At 59.0% G+C, this 16,403-nt stretch carries 14 protein-coding genes; 7 read left to right on the forward strand and 7 right to left on the reverse strand.

The features are described 5' to 3' along the window. Window positions 1–50: 50 nt before the first annotated feature. Complete coding sequence (locus tag ACR0KW_RS20840) at window positions 51–572, forward strand: glutathione peroxidase (RefSeq protein WP_480806711.1); 522 nt, start codon at window positions 51–53, stop codon at window positions 570–572. Here the strand turns inward: ACR0KW_RS20840 and ACR0KW_RS20845 are convergent. Next, window positions 548–1,435, reverse strand: coding sequence for a DMT family transporter (locus tag ACR0KW_RS20845; RefSeq protein ID WP_480806712.1), 888 nt, complete (start codon window positions 1,433–1,435; stop codon window positions 548–550). The genes ACR0KW_RS20840 and ACR0KW_RS20845 overlap by 25 nt on opposite strands. Window positions 1,436–1,628: 193 nt before the next feature. On the opposite strand from ACR0KW_RS20845, the gene ACR0KW_RS20850 reads away from it, so the two are divergent. Together ACR0KW_RS20850 and ACR0KW_RS20855 are read left to right on the forward strand one after the other, a co-directional pair. Continuing rightward, on the forward strand, window positions 1,629–2,825 hold the full coding sequence (locus ACR0KW_RS20850) for a BCCT family transporter (RefSeq protein ID WP_480806723.1): 1,197 nt from the start codon (window positions 1,629–1,631) through the stop codon (window positions 2,823–2,825). Window positions 2,826–2,977: 152 nt separating this feature from the next. Then, window positions 2,978–3,592, forward strand: coding sequence for an isochorismatase family protein (locus ACR0KW_RS20855; RefSeq protein WP_480806713.1), 615 nt, complete (start codon window positions 2,978–2,980; stop codon window positions 3,590–3,592). Between the two features lie 120 nt (window positions 3,593–3,712). Here ACR0KW_RS20855 and ACR0KW_RS20860 read toward each other — a convergent pair whose 3' ends face one another. The 4 genes from ACR0KW_RS20860 to ACR0KW_RS20875 all read right to left on the reverse strand — a co-directional run bounded on the left by ACR0KW_RS20860 (window position 3,713) and on the right by ACR0KW_RS20875 (window position 8,412). Beyond that, window positions 3,713–4,000, reverse strand: a complete 288-nt coding sequence (locus ACR0KW_RS20860; protein WP_039533371.1) for an HU family DNA-binding protein — start codon at window positions 3,998–4,000, stop codon at window positions 3,713–3,715. Window positions 4,001–4,130: 130 nt separating this feature from the next. Next, window positions 4,131–5,594, reverse strand: coding sequence for an AMP nucleosidase (locus ACR0KW_RS20865; protein WP_480806714.1), 1,464 nt, complete (start codon window positions 5,592–5,594; stop codon window positions 4,131–4,133). Next, window positions 5,591–7,393: an adenine deaminase gene (ade, locus tag ACR0KW_RS20870; protein WP_480806715.1), complete on the reverse strand. Its 1,803-nt coding sequence runs from the start codon at window positions 7,391–7,393 to the stop codon at window positions 5,591–5,593. Before ade ends, ACR0KW_RS20865 begins: the two co-directional genes overlap by 4 nt. Window positions 7,394–7,536: 143 nt before the next feature. Continuing rightward, window positions 7,537–8,412, reverse strand: a complete 876-nt coding sequence (locus ACR0KW_RS20875) for a LysR family transcriptional regulator (protein WP_480806716.1) — start codon at window positions 8,410–8,412, stop codon at window positions 7,537–7,539. Between the two features lie 117 nt (window positions 8,413–8,529). On the opposite strand from ACR0KW_RS20875, the gene ACR0KW_RS20880 reads away from it, so the two are divergent. Both ACR0KW_RS20880 and ACR0KW_RS20885 read left to right on the forward strand, forming a co-directional pair. After that, window positions 8,530–9,285 (forward strand): class II aldolase and adducin N-terminal domain-containing protein, encoded by a 756-nt coding sequence (locus ACR0KW_RS20880; protein WP_480806717.1) that lies wholly within the window; start codon window positions 8,530–8,532, stop codon window positions 9,283–9,285. A gap of 12 nt (window positions 9,286–9,297) precedes the next feature. Continuing rightward, entirely contained in the window at window positions 9,298–10,287 is a 990-nt protein-coding gene (locus tag ACR0KW_RS20885; RefSeq protein WP_480806718.1) for a sterol desaturase family protein, read from the forward strand. Window positions 10,288–10,290: 3 nt separating this feature from the next. Here the strand turns inward: ACR0KW_RS20885 and ACR0KW_RS20890 are convergent, their stop codons facing one another. Further along, window positions 10,291–10,923 carry a class I SAM-dependent DNA methyltransferase gene (locus tag ACR0KW_RS20890; RefSeq protein WP_480806719.1) on the reverse strand — a complete coding sequence of 211 codons (633 nt, stop codon included), beginning with the start codon at window positions 10,921–10,923 and terminating at the stop codon, window positions 10,291–10,293. 90 nt (window positions 10,924–11,013) lie between these two features. Here ACR0KW_RS20890 and ACR0KW_RS20895 point away from each other — a divergent pair, with 90 nt between their 5' ends. Beyond that, window positions 11,014–11,859, forward strand: a complete 846-nt coding sequence (locus ACR0KW_RS20895; protein ID WP_480806720.1) for an SDR family oxidoreductase — start codon at window positions 11,014–11,016, stop codon at window positions 11,857–11,859. 3 nt (window positions 11,860–11,862) lie between these two features. Here ACR0KW_RS20895 and ACR0KW_RS20900 read toward each other — a convergent pair whose 3' ends face one another. Next, window positions 11,863–13,479, reverse strand: a complete 1,617-nt coding sequence (locus ACR0KW_RS20900) for a GMC family oxidoreductase (RefSeq protein ID WP_480806721.1) — start codon at window positions 13,477–13,479, stop codon at window positions 11,863–11,865. A 366-nt stretch (window positions 13,480–13,845) separates the two neighbouring features. Here ACR0KW_RS20900 and katG point away from each other — a divergent pair, with 366 nt between their 5' ends. Next, complete coding sequence (gene katG / locus ACR0KW_RS20905) at window positions 13,846–16,047, forward strand: catalase/peroxidase HPI (protein ID WP_480806722.1); 2,202 nt, start codon at window positions 13,846–13,848, stop codon at window positions 16,045–16,047. Window positions 16,048–16,403 lie beyond the last annotated feature (356 nt).

A 16,403-nucleotide genomic window follows, 5' to 3' on the forward strand; every position in this document is an offset into this window, starting at 1 on the left:
TGATCTGCAACCGAGTTTGATACGTAATGTAAGCAAAAGGAGGCCAAATCATGTTCAGAATGTTTGTTTTGACGGTCCTGATCCTGTTCGGCCGCACGGTGCAAGCCGCTCCGTTGTCGGGGGAGTTCGCGTCGATCGACGGCGGCACCTTGACGATCGAAGATTGGAGGGGGCAGCCGGTTCTGGTGGTGAACACCGCCTCGCACTGCGGCTTCACCGGGCAATATGCGGCTCTGCAAAAGGTACATGAGGCGTATTCGGATCGCGGTCTTGTGGTTCTGGCCGTGCCATCGGATTCGTTCAATCAGGAACTGGGCTCGGCCGATGAGGTCAAGGAATTCTGCGAGATGAACTATGGCCTGACCCTGCCGATGACCGATATCATCCCGGTGAAAGGTGCGAATGCGCATCCGTTTTACAAGGCGGTGGCAGCGCAGACCGGGTTCGAGCCCCGGTGGAACTTCAACAAGATCCTGCTGGACCCCAATGGCGAGGTGGTTGCGACCTATGGCGCGAATACAAAGCCGGATGCGCCCAAGCTGTTGCGTCAGGTCGAGGCCTTGCTGCCCTGAGCAGGCTGCCGCGCCAGTTGAACCGCCAGAATACCGAGTGTCGTGATCCCTACCCCAACCGCATCCAGCGGGCCCAGTTTTTCGCCCAACAGGATGGCAGCGATGGTAACGCCGAAGACGGGGTTGAGGAAATGGAACGTCGCCGCGCGGGTGGCGCCGATTCGATCCAAAAGTAGCACCCAGATCAGCGTCGCCAGAAGCCCAGGGAATAGGGTCGTGTAGGTGAAGGCCAGCACCAGCGGCACGGTCGGATGGATGTAGATTGTTTCGAACAGCGGTGCCGCGACAAACAGAACAGCCGAGCCCACCAGCATCTGCAACCCGACCACCATCATGAAATTGCCGCCCGAAGTTGCTCCGCGAATGGACAGCGTGGCAAAGGTCAGCGCCAGGGCCCCGATGCAGCACAGGGCCACGCCGAACATGTCAACGCCGCCGCCGATCCGCGTACTCATGATCAGGGCTACACCGGCAAAACCCGCAAACAAGCCCAGCACCGCTGGCGGACGCAACTTTTCGCCCAGAAACAGCCAGCCCGCCAAAGCCACCAGCAACGGCATGGTTGAGGCGATGATGGCGGCAAGCGACGCCTCAACCGTTTGCATCGCATAGAAATTCAGACCCAAATAAAGGGCATTCTGGCAAATTCCGAACAGGATCGTCGCCCGCCACTGGGGCCGTGTCAGGTTCCAGCTTTGACCCATGGCGCGTGCAATGGCCACGCCAATCAGCCCAGAAATCAAAAACCGAACAGCCAGCGAAAACAACGGGGACGCATCGGCGACGATGATCCGGGCCGAGGTAAAGGCCGAGGACCAGATGAACGCAAATGTCAGCCCCATGGCAATGGCGCGAAGGTCCATTCCGCTCCCCTCTCAGCACTTTCGCGCACTGTTTATCAATTTCGCATTCACCGCAAGGTGGGTCGTTTTTTGCGTCAAAAAAGGCACATCCGACCCACAGCATTAACGAATTGGTCGTTTTTGTTGATTGACTCGCCAATAAAAGATAACAGCAGCCGCATCCGAAATATAATGGGAGGTGTGTTAAGTGTTGTTGGAGTACATCCTGTCGTTCGGCGTCCTGCTGGCTTTGGGCCTGGTCGCTTTCTTCGTGGTGAAGTGGTGGAACCTGCGCTGTGTTGGCGTAACCCCCGTCCATCTGTTCACTTTCATTGCGATCCTGTTCACATCCGGTCTGGATGTCGGCCTGATCATGTTCCCGTTGACCGAGTTCGGCGGTTATGCCGAAGACCCGGCTTATGCCTTCGCCAATCCTCTGGCCATCGAGTTCGGCTTCTGGGGTTTCCTGATCTGGGCGTTCTACTTCCTGACAGCGTTCTATTTCTGCGTGATCGAGCCGCGGGTGAAGTTTTTTGAAATCCCCTTGGTCAAGCTGGTCAACAACGTCGTCATCATCGGCACCTGCGCCTTTACCGCCAGCCTGTTCTTGATCTACCTGCCGGGATACCTGCCAGAAGTTGGCGACGGTGAGTCCGTTGTCGGTACTTTCTATATCATCGTGTTCGTCGTGATTCTGGCTGCTGCCTATTCCTCGACCGACCTGAAGTACGTGCGTATCCTGTCGGTGGGTTCGACCTTCCTGTTCCTGGCCCTGATCCTAGGCATGTGGGCAGCGGCCGGCATGGGAGTTACCGGGTTCCTGGAAACCGGCAGCAACATCGGCGCCTATTTCACGAACATCCACAAGTTCGTCCTGCCGCTGACCGACTACCACGCCTTCTACCTGTTCTGGTGGTTCGCATGGTCGATCATGATTGGCCAGTTCACCTCGCGCTTTGTCGGTGGTCTGACCACATGGCAGCTGCTGGCGGCGCTGCTAATCTTCCCGTCGATCCCGCTGGGTATCTGGTTCACCGTTCTTTACTACTACCACCTGAACGGCATCGACACCGCAGGTATCACCAACATTGCAATGGTGATCGTGGGCGTGACCTTTGTAATCAACTCGCTGGACTCGCTGATCCGTCTGTACACCGACAACCTGAACATGACGGTCGAGCGTCTGGGCAAACTGGTCTATGTCGGCGGCAACGTTGCGCTGCTGTTCGTCCTGACCCTGCTGTTCCAGAGCCAGTGGCTGCAGATCCAGTGGATCGGCGCCGTGGTCGTCGGCCTGTACTTGGCCTGCGTGGTCTATATCCTGGTCGCCAAGCGCAAAGAGGTGCTGAGCATCGACTCGATGCCCGAAGACCGCGATCTGGACTTCCACAAGGTTGAGACGGTTCACTGATCGACCTTGGCAATGATACAGAAACGGGCGCTTCTGGCGCCCGCTTTTTTTGAACGGCTTCCGATCACGTCTGCGTCCGCCAAGCGGACAAAGCCAACGTTAGTTGGATATACAGCCTCGTTCCGAATAGACTTCCCTTAAGGGAGGCTTCGATGAACGAAACAGAAATCTATCGCAAACAGCAAATGGGTGGATTGATCGGCAAAGGGCAGCGGACAGCCCTATTGATTGTCGACTTTGTGAACGGTTTTATCGATCCTGAAATTTTTGGCGGCGGGAACACACTGCAAGCTGCTGAAGCGAGTGCTCCGTTGCTCGACGCATTTAGGGAGCGCGAACTCCCAATCGTATTTACGCGCATCGTTTACGCTGATGACGGTTCCGACGCGGGCGTCTGGTGCGAGAAAGCACCAAGGCTTCGTGAGCTGACCGAAACCAACCCCGCGAGCCAAGTGATCGACATTTTAAAGCCACGTGAAGGCGAAATCGTCGTGCGGAAAACGCAGCCCTCGGCGTTCTTCGACACAAACCTTGGCTCTCTTCTGCGCGGTCAAAACGTTGATGCAGTTGCGGTTGTGGGCGCAACGACGAGCGGATGCGTCCGCGCCACGGTGGTGGACGCCATAAGCGCAAATTTCCGACCCACGGTAATCTCGGATTGTGTCGGAGACCGCGCTCAAGGACCACACGAAGCAAATCTCTTCGACATGCAGCAAAAGTACGCAAACCTAGTCAATTCAAATGAGCTCGATACCATCTTCGCATGATGTGGATGAGGTCCGCTCTGGCTTCAAAGCCGACGGATACCAAAGACAGAGTTCACGATGCGCAAAAGAAAAAGGGCCCCCAATCGGCGGCCCTTGATCATATCGCAGTGAAAGCTTGGATCAGCCGTTCACGCTGTCTTTCAGTGCCTTTGCAATGGTCATCTTGACCACTTTGTCGGCTTCTTTTTTGAACTGCTCGCCGGTGGCGGGGTTGCGCACCATGCGCTCGGGGCGCTCGCGGCAGTAGATTTTGCCAACACCGGGCAGGGTTACCGCACCGCCAGCCGAAACTTCGCGGGTGATCAGGCCGGTCATGGCCTCCAGCGCAGCATTCGCGGCTTTCTTGTCTGTCCCCATTTCCTCAGCGAGAGCAGCAACCAGCTGAGTCTTTGTCATAGGCTTTGCCATTTCTTGGTCTCCTTAACGTGCCCGATAAATAGGGCCTCACCGCGTAACTGTAACGGGATATTGTGGACGAACACAACGAATAGTAGCGCGGAAAACCCTAAAAATATGGGGAAAACGTTGCTTTTTTGCTTCAGAGAAAGGCCGTTTCGTCAAACGAACGCAATTTCCGGCTGTGCAAACGCTCCAACGGCATCCCGCGCAAGTGTTCCATCGCGTGTATTCCGATCGCCAGATGACGGCTGACCTGAGTGGTATAGAACGCCGAGGCCATGCCGGGAAGCTTTAATTCCCCGTGCAAAGGCTTGTCGGACACGCACAGCAAGGTGCCGTAAGGAACACGGAACCGATAGCCGTTTGCGGCGATGGTGGCGCTTTCCATATCCAGCGCAATTGCGCGCGATTGGCTCAGGCGCTGAACCGGACCGGACTGGTCGCGCAGTTCCCAGTTGCGGTTATCGACCGAGGCGACGGTGCCGGTGCGCATGATCCGCTTCAGCTCATACCCTTCCAGTTCGGTGACCTCGGCCACGGCCTGTTCCAAAGCCACCTGAATCTCGGCCAGCGGCGGGATTGGCACCCAGACGGGCAGGTCATCGTCCAGCACCTTGTCCTCGCGCAGATAGGCATGGGCCAGCACGAAATCCCCCAGCGCCTGTGTGTTTCGCAACCCGGCGCAATGGCCGACCATCAACCAGGCATGAGGGCGCAGCACCGCAATATGGTCGGTGGCGGTTTTCGCATTCGAAGGTCCGACACCGATATTAACCAGCGTGATCCCCGCCCCATCCGCACGCTTCAGGTGATAGGTCGGCATCTGGGGCAGTTTCAGCGGTTGTTCCAGCACGCCGTCCGGGGTCGTGATTGCGACATTCCCGGTCGAGACGAAACTAGTGTACCCGCTATCCGGGTCGCCCAGTTGCTCACGCGCGTAGTTTTCGAATTCGGACACGTAGAACTGGTAGTTGGTGAACAAAACGTGGTTCTGGAAGTGGCTGGGGTCGGTCGCGGTGTAATGCGACAGCCGCGCCAGCGAGTAATCCACCCGTTGCGCGGTGAACAGCGACAGCGGGCCGATCTCATTCTCGACGTCATGCACTCCGTTAACGATGTCGTCATTGGTGGTGGTCAGGTCCGGCACGTCGAACACGTCGCGCAGGGTGAACCCGGCGGCGCCCTGATGCGGCACCACCAGATCGGGGTTGTTGGCGACTGCGAAATGAACCGGGATGGGAGTGCCGGATGCCTGAATCGTCACCGGCTGATCATGGTTCCTGATCAGCAGGGCGATCTGTTGTGTCAGATAGGAGCGGAACAGATCGGGCCGTGTCACCGTAGTTGCGTGGGTTCCGGGCTCGGACACGTGGCCAAAGCTCAGCCGGCTGTCGACCTGCGCATAGGACGAGGTCTTGATGCGAATTTCCGGGTAATAGGCGCGGTATCGCTCGGCCGGAGTACCCTCTGCCATGGCCGAGGCAAAGCTGTTGCACAGGAACTGTGTCGCCGTCTCGTACAGTTCTTCCAGACGGGCTACGGCGGCCGCGGGGTCTGTGAACTTTTCAGGCGACGGGACGTCGGGTGTTTTTATTATTGTCATGCAAGAGGTTCCAGAAGATCGATCTTTTCAAAAGTGCGTACATCCACCAGCCCCAGGTCCGAGATCCGCAGCTCGGGGATCACGACCAAGGCCAGCAGCGAGTGCTGCATATACGCGTTGTTCAGTTGACAGCCGCAGGCCTGCATCGCCTCGACCATCTTGTCCGCCTTGGCGGCAACTTCGGTGGCGGGGCTGTCGGACATAAGGCCAGCAATCGGCAGTTCCACCAGCGCCAGTTCTTCGCCATCCCAGAAAATGGTGATACCGCCGCCAACCTCGGCCAAACGGTTCGCCGCTAGCGCCATCTGAGCCCGGTCGGTGCCGACCACAATCATATGGTGGCTGTCATGGGCTACGGTCGAGGCCATCGCCATTTTGCCCTGATAGCCGAAGCCCGAGACAAAAGCGTTCGTCACCCCTCCGGTCGCGCGGTGGCGTTCGACCAGCGCGATCTGGCAGACTTCGCCTTCGCCTTCGACCAGCCCGCCGATGATCGGCAACTCGGCCTTCAGCGCCTTGGTGGGGGCCTGGTTTTCGACCACGCCGATCACATTGGCCTGTACGCGGTTGGCCCCGGCAGGCGCTTTGATCTCGAAGTCCTCCGCAGTCAGGGCGTGGCCCAGATGCACGGTGTTGCGAGCAGTGTCCGGCCAATTCAGGTGCGGACAGTCCACTGTGATCGCGCCATCCCGGGCGATGACCTGACCGCGGGCGATCACCATTTCGATGGGCAATTCGGTCAGGTCCGAGCTGAGAATGACATCCGCGCGCCGTCCCGGCGTGATCGACCCGATCTCGCGTTCCAAACTGAAATGGGTCGCGGTGTTGATCGTCGCCATCTGCAATGCAATCAGCGGATCACACCCGCAGGCAATCGCGTGGCACACCACTCGGTTCATATGCCCTTCATTGACCAGCGTGCCCGAGTGGCAGTCGTCCGTGCACAGGATAAAGTTGCGTGGGTCCAGCCCCTTTTTGGTTACGGCCGTGATCTGGCTTTCGACGTCATACCAGGCCGACCCCAGCCGCATCATCGACCGCATTCCTTGACGCACGCGGGCAATCGCGTCGGCCTCGCAGGTACCCTCATGGTCATCTGCCGGACCGCCAGCCACGTAGGCAGCGAAAACAGGCCCCAGATCCGGCGAGGCATAATGCCCGCCCACCGTTTTGCCCGCCCGCTGGGTAGCGGCAATTTCGGCCAGCATCTTCGGGTCGCCATGGATCACACCGGGGAAATTCATCATCTCACCCAGCCCGATAATGCCAGGCCAGTTCATCGCCTCGGCCACGTCTTCGGGGGTGATCTCATAACCCGTGGTCTCAAGCCCGGGTGCCGAGGGCGCGCAGGACGGCATCTGGGTGAAGATGTTCACCGGCTGCATCAGCGCCTCATCATGCATCATGCGTACACCGTCCAGACCCAGCACGTTGGCAATTTCATGCGGGTCAGTGAACATCGAGGTGGTGCCATGCGGAATCACCGCGCGGGCAAACTCGGCCGGGGTCAACATGCCCGATTCGATGTGCATATGGGCATCGCACAGGCCTGGCAGCATGTAACGGCCGTTCGCTTCGATGATCTGTGTGTCGGGTCCAATGCAATGCGATGCGTCCGGCCCGACAAAGGCCACGCGCCCCGCCGCAATGGCGATGTCATGATCCGGCAGCGTCTCGCGGCTGTGGACATTCACCCAGATCCCGCCGCGAATGACCGTGTCGGCGGCCTCGCGTCCTGCGGCGACTGCAATCAATTTGGGGGCGACATCGGGCCAGCTAGGGAAGGGCGTGTATTCCATGGTTCAACTTTCCCGAATGCACAAAAAGGTGCAACCCCCAGCGCACAGCTATCATCAAACCGTCACACAGCGCGTCAGCGCTGCCCGGCCCAACCAGAAGAGATGTCGCGCAGCGGCGTTGACGATGGGCGGGAGTGCCCTGGTCACGCCAATCGGTCCACCTCCATCTCGCGCCGCAGCCAATCGGCAAAGGCCAGTGCCCCCGGAGTTTCCTCGGCCTGTGGGGACAACAGCAGGTAATAGGCCTCGGGCATCACCGCGCGATGGGCGAAAGGGGCTACCAATCGCCCCTGCCTGATCAGGTCGCGGGCGATGGTGTCGTGGGTCAGGCACAGGCCCCCTCCGGCCATCGCGACGGACAGGCTGACCAGATAGGTGGTCGAATAGGTAATCGGCGGATTAACCCAATTTAGAGCCTGTTCTTCTGCCCAACTCGCCCAGTTGGACATCAGGTTGGAACAGTCAAACAGCGGCTGCTGCGGCAATGTGTCCAGAGTCACTTCGTACCCTGGGGCGCAGACCGGGTAATAATGATCGGTCCGCAGCAACTCTGTTCGCACAGTGTCCGATGGCCGCAGGGAATAGCGGATTTCCACCGCAGCACCCTCGGCCATTTCGCGCGGCTCCCACAACTCGGTAAAGATGTTCAGCTGTACCTCGGGGTGTTCGGATCTAAACTGCGGCAGGCGCGGGGCCAGCCAATTGACCGCAAAACTGATGTTGCTTTGCACCTGCACCGCGTTCTGTTGCGCTCCGGTCACGGCCTTCGTACCGCGCACCAGTGTCCGGAACGCTTCGCGTACCACAGGCAGATAGGTGATGCCGGCCTCGGTTAGTTCCAGCGCGCGCGGGCGGCGCACAAACAGGGGCTGCCCCAAATAACCTTCCAGCGATTTGATCTGCTGGCTGACAGCGCTTTGGGTCATGTTCAGATCCCGGGCCGCACCGGTGAAGGACAGATGACGCGCCGAGGCCTCGAACGTGCGCAGCCAGCCCAGTGGAGGAAGTGAATTCTGCATGTGCATAACCCTGCCATAAGTTCAGCTAATGAAATAGGTCTGTTTTTTTCGTTGGTCAAACATTCGCGCCGCAGGCACGCTTTTCCAAAGCCCCAGCTATTCCAACAGGAGCCCGAAATGACAGTCACTAACCTGCGCCCTAATATCGACCACTGGGCGGAACGCGTGGACCTTGCCGCGGCCTTCCGCTGGACCGAGCGGCTGAACATGCATGAAGGCGTGGCCAATCATTTCAGTCTTGCAGTGAATGAGGACGGCACCCAGTTCCTGATGAACCCCAACCAGATGCATTTCGCGCGGATCACGGCGTCGAATCTGCTGTTTCTGGATGCCAACGACCCCGACGTGATGTCCCAGCCCGGCGCGCCTGATCCCACCGCTTGGGGGTTACACGGATCGATCCACCGGCACTGCCCGCACGCGCGCTGTGTGATGCATGTGCATTCGATCTTTGCCACCGTTCTGGCCTCGCTGGCGGACAGCACCCTGCCGCCGATCGACCAGAACACCGCCACTTTCTACAACCGCTATGTGGTCGATCAGGAATTCGGTGGTCTGGCCTTTGAAAGCGAAGGCGAGCGTTGCGCCGGAATGCTGTCGGACCCGAAGAAGAAGGTCATGATCATGGGCAACCACGGCGTGCTGGTGATCGGCAGCGACCCGGCGGATGCCTTCAATCGCCTTTATTATTTCGAACGCGCCGCCGAAACCTACATCCGTGCGCTGCAAACTGGCCAGCCAATGCGTGTGCTGTCCGACGAGATTGCCGAAAAGACCGCGCAGGAACTCGACGACTATCCCGGCCAGGCCGAGGCGCATCTGCGTGAAATCAAAGCTCTGTTGGATGCCGAAGGCTCCGATTACGCCACATAAAGGGTATTGCCAATGACTGACGCGTCTCAGGACCCCGAAGCCGCCCGCTGGCACTATCATCCCGAAGGACCGGTGGGCCTGAACCCTCTGTTCAACTGGCCTCCGCGCCCCGCTGCCGTGTTGAAATGGTACAGTGGCGCGTGGTTGCAGATCACGGCGCTTACGTTGTGCATGGTGCTGGCCGTCACGGCCTACGTGTTCTTCTTCCCGGCGTTGGAGACAATGCAAAGCTTTGCGCCCGGTTGGATGTTCCGCATCTGGCTGCTGAATATGGTGCCGCAGATATTAGTCGCTGGCAGCCTGCACTGGTGGCTTTACATGCGCAAAGGTCAGGGCATGTACAAGAAATTCGACCGACGCGACCTGACCCGCGACAATGGCAACTTCACCTTCCGCAATCAGGTCTGGGACAACATCTGGTGGACGTTGGGCAGCGCCATGACGGTGGCGACCGTTTATCAGTGGATCATCTACTGGGCGATGGCCAACGGTTATGTCCCCACCGTGACATGGGCCAGCGCGCCGGTCTGGTGTGTGGTCTGGATGTTGTTCATTCCGATGTGGTCGGGGCTGCATTTCTATTGGGCGCACCGGCTGGAACATCACCCCAAGCTTTATAAGCATGTCCATGCCGTGCATCACCGCAACGTCAATATCGGCCCGTGGTCAGGAATTTCGAACCATTGGTATGAGAACCTTCTGTACTTCACCACCTACTTCATCCACCTGATCGTGCCGTCACACCCGCTGCATGTGCTGTTCCACACCTATTTCCAGCAGATCAGTCCGGTCCTGTCGCATTCAGGCTTTGAAAAGCTGAAGGCTGGGGATACGGATGCCGCCAGTGCCGGGGATTTCTTTCACCAGCTGCATCACCGGTATTTCGAGTGCAACTATGGCACCTCTGAGATTCCCTTCGACAAGTGGTTCGGTACCTATCACGACGGGTCAGCCGAGGCGACGACGCGGACCCGGGCGTTCAAGAAGCAGATGTACACCTAAGGGTCACGTCCGCTCAAACAGGGCAATCAGCGCGGTGTCGTCCTTGTTGGGACCCACCGCCAGATCGCCGTAAATCCGCACCTCGGGCAGGGTCAGGTTGTGTATCTGGCCCTGCGCCAATTTGTGCAAGGTCTCGGCAAAGCCCAGCTTTTCATAGTGCTGCGCGTTGATCGACAGGGCGAATTGCGCGCCGGGGCGGGCGATGCGCAGCAGGGCGGGCAGGGCCTCGGGGCCCAGATGCCCATGGGTGAACGTGCCCGAGGACACGATACCGGAATAGCTGTCGCGCGGAACCGGGATGCCCTGGTTCAGATCGGCTTCGATCGCGTCGCGGTAGATATCCTTGCGCATCGCCTGATCCAGCATTTCGGCGCTGATATCGGTGGCGTCGATCGGTCCGACACCCAGTCCGGCTAGCACCGCGCCGCATAACCCCGTGCCCGCGCCCACATCTAGAACCGGGCCTTGTCCACCGGCAGCCACAAAGGCACGGGCCGTGTGAATATGAAGCTGGTAATCCTCGCGCGCGGCGAAGGTCTCGTCATAATCCCCGGCCCATTCGGCATAGAGTTCTTTATGCTCCTCTGGCGTTTCCAAAGAATAAGCGGTGTGCAGGTTCGGTGTTTTTTCAGCCATGCTTAAAAGAAAGGCCCATTGAGGGATTCGAATCAAGTATTCAGACGCAGGTGCTTGCATCCGCCGGAATTGCGGATCATCAAAGGCGACATGACAGGAACTCTTTTTTCGTTCGGCCACGGATATTCGGCGCAAGCCTTGTCCCAGCTACTGAAACCCCAAGGGTGGCGCATCGTTGGCACCACTCGCGATCCCGCCCAATCCCACACCATTCGCGCATCGGGCGCCGAGCCATTGATTTGGCCGGGCCAGACACCGGATCTGGACGGCGTGACGCATCTGCTGATTTCAACGTCCCCCAACAAGGACGGTGATCCGGTTCTGGCTGCGTTGCAGGACGAGATCGCCGCACGAGCCGCGCAATTCAAATGGGTCGGATACCTGTCGACGACCGCCGTCTATGGTGATCATCAGGGGGAATGGGTGGATGAAACCACTCCGCCCACCCCCACGGCCGAACGGGGCCGGTGGCGGGTGAAGGCCGAGGAGCAATGGCAAAACATCCCGGGACTGCCGGTCCATATCTTCCGGCTGGCCGGTATCTATGGTCCGGGTCGCGGACCGTTTTCAAAGCTCAAGCGGGCGGGGATGCGGCGTATCATCAAGCCCGGGCAGGTGTTTTCGCGCATCCATGTTGCGGATATTGCGCAGGTTCTGGCCGCGTCGATGGCCGCACCCAATCCCGGCGCCATATATAATGTTTGCGATGATGAGCCGGTTCCGCCGCAGGACGTGATCTCTTACGCGGCCGAATTGCAGGGCTTGCCTTTGCCGCCCGCAGTTCCCTTTGACGAGGCTGATATGACCCCGATGGCGCGCAGCTTCTATAACGAGAACAAGCGCGTCCGAAATGACCGGATCAAGGACGAGTTGGGCGTGCGCCTGCTATATCCGGATTATCGCACTGGGCTTGAGGCCCTGATGAAAGACGTCTGAGGCTCAGCCGGCGGCCTTGATCAGGTCGGCGGCTTTCTCGGCAATCATGATGGTCGGTGCGTTGGTGTTGCCCGAGATCAATGTCGGCATGACCGAGGCATCAACCACCCGCAGCCCTTCGATCCCGCGCACGCGCAATTCCGGGTCGACCACGGCCAACTCATCCACGCCCATTTTGCAGGTTCCGACCGGGTGATAGATCGTGTCGGCACGGTCGCGGATGTGCTGTTCCCAATCTGCATCGGTGCGGGCGGTATCGGTTCCGAACATCTCTTTGTGGCGGTATCTGGCAAGGGCAGGGGCCTCAAGAATATCCCGCATCATCCGCGCGCCTTTGATTAGCGTGTCCAGATCGCGGTCGTCGGACAGGAACGCCGGATCGATGGCGGGTGCGGCAAAGGGATCAGGGCTGTTCAGGCCAACCGTTCCACGGCTTTCGGGGCGCAGTTTGCAGACATGGCAGGCGAACCCATGGCCGTAATGCAGCCTGCGGGCGTGATCATCGACCAGCGCGATGGTGAAATGCAGCTGAATATCGGGCCGGTCCAGATCGGCTGAGGTTTTCAGAAACCCCGCCCCTTCGGCAAAAGGCGTCGCCGCCATCGACACGCCGGTCTTGCGCCAGCGCAGAAGATGTCGGGCCAGGTTTACCGATGCCGTCGGGCTGATCCCGAAATTGTCGGTGTCCTTGGTCTTGTAGGACAGGATGAAATCCAGATGGTCCTGCAGGTTCTTGCCCACACCGGGCAGGTTGTGTCGCACGGTAATGCCATGCTGGGACAGTTCCTCAGCGGCGCCGATCCCGGACAGTTGCAGCAGGTGCGGGGTTTTCAGTGCGCCGGCGCAGACCAGCACCTCGCGCCTGGCCCTGACCGTGATGTCTGGCCCTTTGGCTTTCTTCTTATAGATCACCCCGGTCGCGCGCTTGCCGTCAAAGGTCAGTTTTTTGGCATGGGCCTGCGTAACGACTGTCAGGTTGGGGCGGTCCATGACCGGAAAGACATAGGCCGCTGCAGCCGAACACCGCTCGCCGTTTTTGGCCAGGTCGTGGAATTGTGTGACCTGATACAGGCCGACCCCTTCATTGTCGCCGCGATTGAAGTCATCGGTGCGGCGGTGCTGCATCTGCTCGGCGGCTTCGATGAATGCATGAGTGATCGGGCGCGGCTCTTTCTGTTGTGACACCTGAAGCGGGCCGCTGTCACCATGCAGGTCATCGCCGCCGTCCTCATTGTTCTCGGACCGTTTGAAATAGGGCAGGACACTGTCCCAGCCCCAGCCAGTGCAGCCCAGTTCGGCCCAGCCGTCATAGTCCTGACGGTGACCCCTTACATAAAGCATCGCATTGATCGCACTGGACCCGCCCAGTGCCTTGCCGCGCGGTTGATACCCACGCCGCCCGTTCAGCCCCGGTTGAGGCACCGTTTCAAAGGCCCAGTTGTTGATCTTGGGACGTCCGGGCAGGGCGGCAACAACGGCCGAGGGCATCCGGACCAGAATGCTATTGCCTCGACCTCCGGCCTCGAGCAGGCAAACACTTATGCGTGGGTCTTCGCTGAGACGGCTGGCAAGCACCGAACCTGCGGACCCGCCACCGATAATGACATAGTCGAATTCCATTCCGATTCCCCCTCCTGCCCGACCGGGCAGAAGGATGCCCGGCTCAACCTTGTCCAAGACTGTGGCCGAGCGGCGGTAAAAAACAATTGCCCTATCCGGGGTGTGACCCAAGGTTATTACTGTCTGGTAGGATCAATTCTAAAAATATCATAACCATTTCCTATTAAACTCATCACTAAACAAAACTTTTTTGCATGGCTTTGGTTTGCTACTTCTTGAAGGGACAAGACAACAGAGTCGCCGATACCTTGCACAGGAAGCACCACGCATCCTTGGCGGGGTAAAAGTGTCATCTACATGTGTTCTTGATCGACCGAGTTTTGACCGCGCGAACCTGCCGGAAATTAGCCAGGATTGGAGATCGATATGGACGGAAGTGATAACCCCAAAACGGGCGGTTGCCCGGTAATGCACGGCGCGGGTACCCGGTCGAACCGGGATTGGTGGCCGAACCAGCTGAACCTGTCGATCCTGCACCAGAACACGCCAGCGTCGAACCCGTTGGGAGCGGATTTTGACTATTCCGAAGAATTCAAGAAGCTGGACATGAAAGCGCTGAAGGAAGACCTCTATGCGCTGATGACGGATTCGCAGGACTGGTGGCCAGCCGATTATGGTCACTACGGTGGTCTATTCATCCGTATGGCCTGGCACAGCGCCGGTACCTACCGGACGGCGGATGGCCGTGGCGGTGCCTCGACAGGCAACCAGCGTTTTGCACCGCTGAACAGCTGGCCGGACAATGGCAACCTGGATAAAGCGCGCCGTCTGCTGTGGCCGATCAAGCAGAAATACGGCAACCAGATTTCCTGGGCCGACCTGATGATCCTGGCCGGAAACTGCGCCATCGAGTCGATGGGTGGCAAAACCTTTGGTTTCGCCGGTGGCCGTGAAGATATCTGGGCACCCGAGGAAGACATCTATTGGGGTTCGGAAACCGAATGGCTGGCCCCAACCGACAATCCGCACAGCCGTTACTCGGGTGAACGCGATCTGGAAAACCCGCTGGCCGCCGTGCAGATGGGCCTGATCTACGTGAACCCCGAAGGCCCCGATGGGGAGCCGAATGTTCTGGCCTCGGGCCGTGACATCCGCGACACCTTTGGCCGGATGGCGATGAATGATGAGGAAACCGTCGCGCTGGTGGCGGGTGGTCACACCTTTGGCAAAGCGCATGGTGCGGGTGACCCTGATTTGGTAGGACCCGATCCTGAAGCCGCGCCGATTGAAGAGATGGGCTTTGGCTGGATCAACAAGTTTGGGTCCGGCAAGGGTGACGACACCACCACCTCGGGTATCGAAGGCGCATGGACCGCGAATCCGATCAAATGGGACAACGGCTATTTCGACCTGCTGTTCGGCTATGACTGGAACCTGACCAAGAGCCCCTCGGGCGCATATATCTGGGAACCGATCGGCGTTAAGGAAGAAGACATGGCCCCGGCGGCGCATGATCCGTCGAAAAAGGTCAAGACCATGATGACCACCGCCGACATGGCGATGCGCATGGACCCAATCTATGGCCCGATCTCGAAGCGCTTCCACGAGAACCCGGAGGAATTCGCTGATGCCTTCGCCCGCGCATGGTTCAAGCTGACCCACCGCGACATGGGTCCGCGCTCGAACTACATCGGCCCGGAAGCTCCGGCCGAAGAACTGCTGTGGCAGGACAATGTTCCCGCCGTGGATCACGATCTGGTTGACGACGCGGATGTGGCGGACCTGAAAGCCAAGATCGCAGCAACCGGTCTGTCGGTGTCCGAACTGGTCTCAACCGCATGGGCCTCGGCCTCGACCTTCCGTGGATCAGATAAGCGCGGCGGTGCCAATGGCGCTCGTGTCCGTCTTGCTCCGCAGAAAGACTGGGATGTGAACGAGCCGATGAAACTGTCCAAGGCGCTGGGCGCTCTGGAAGGTGTTCAGACCGCGTTCAACGATGCTCAGTCGGGTGGCAAGAAGGTGTCTCTGGCGGATGTGATTGTTCTGGCCGGTGCTGTCGGTATCGAGCAGGCCGCCAAAGCTGGCGGTCAGGATGTTGAGGTTCCGTTCACTCCGGGTCGTACCGATGCGACACAAGAGCAGACGGATGTGGACAGCTTCTCGGTGATGGAGCCGATTGCTGACGGCTTCCGCAACTATCAGAAGGCTGACTACACTGTCTCGCCCGAAGAGCTGCTTGTCGACCGGGCGCAATTGCTGACCCTGTCCGCGCCCGAGATGACGGTGCTGATTGGTGGTCTGCGTGTGCTGGGCGCCAATTTCGGCGACAGCAAACACGGTGTGTTCACTGACCGCGTCGGAACACTCAGTAACGACTTCTTCACCAACATTCTGGACATGGGCACGGAATGGAAGCCCGCAGGCAAGAGCGTTTATGAAGGTCGTGACCGCGCCAGCGGTGAGGTCAAGTGGACCGGCACCCGTGTTGATCTGGTCTTTGGCTCGAACTCGCAATTGCGGGCGCTGGCCGAGATCTATGGTCAGGCAGATGCCGAGGGCAAATTCGTCTGTGACTTTGTCTCGGCCTGGAACAAGGTGATGAACGCGGATCGCTTTGATCTGAAATAACCCCGCGACCATTGCAGTGATTTGCGCCGCCCGAGGAGACTCGGGCGGCGTTTTCATGCACCCGACTCTGTGGTGCCTACCAAGCATTGGGTACGATTCCGAGGAAAGGCCATGGTTTCCCTTGCTCCAGACCGGGCGTTGGCGGATCGGCCGCGGAAAATCTAAAGATAACCTATTGATTTCATTAAGCTGAGCAAGTTTCTGCGGAGAAATGTGAAGTTTTTTCAAAATGGGGGTTGCAGGTCCCGGGCCCAATCCGTAAATACCCCTTCACCGGCGCTGCTGAGGCGCTCGGGACACACCGGTGAGACGGTGGGACGCATCGGAGAGACGGTGGAGACACACGGGAGAGACTG

The sequence above is a fragment of the Ruegeria sp. CG11 genome (assembly GCF_056537245.1).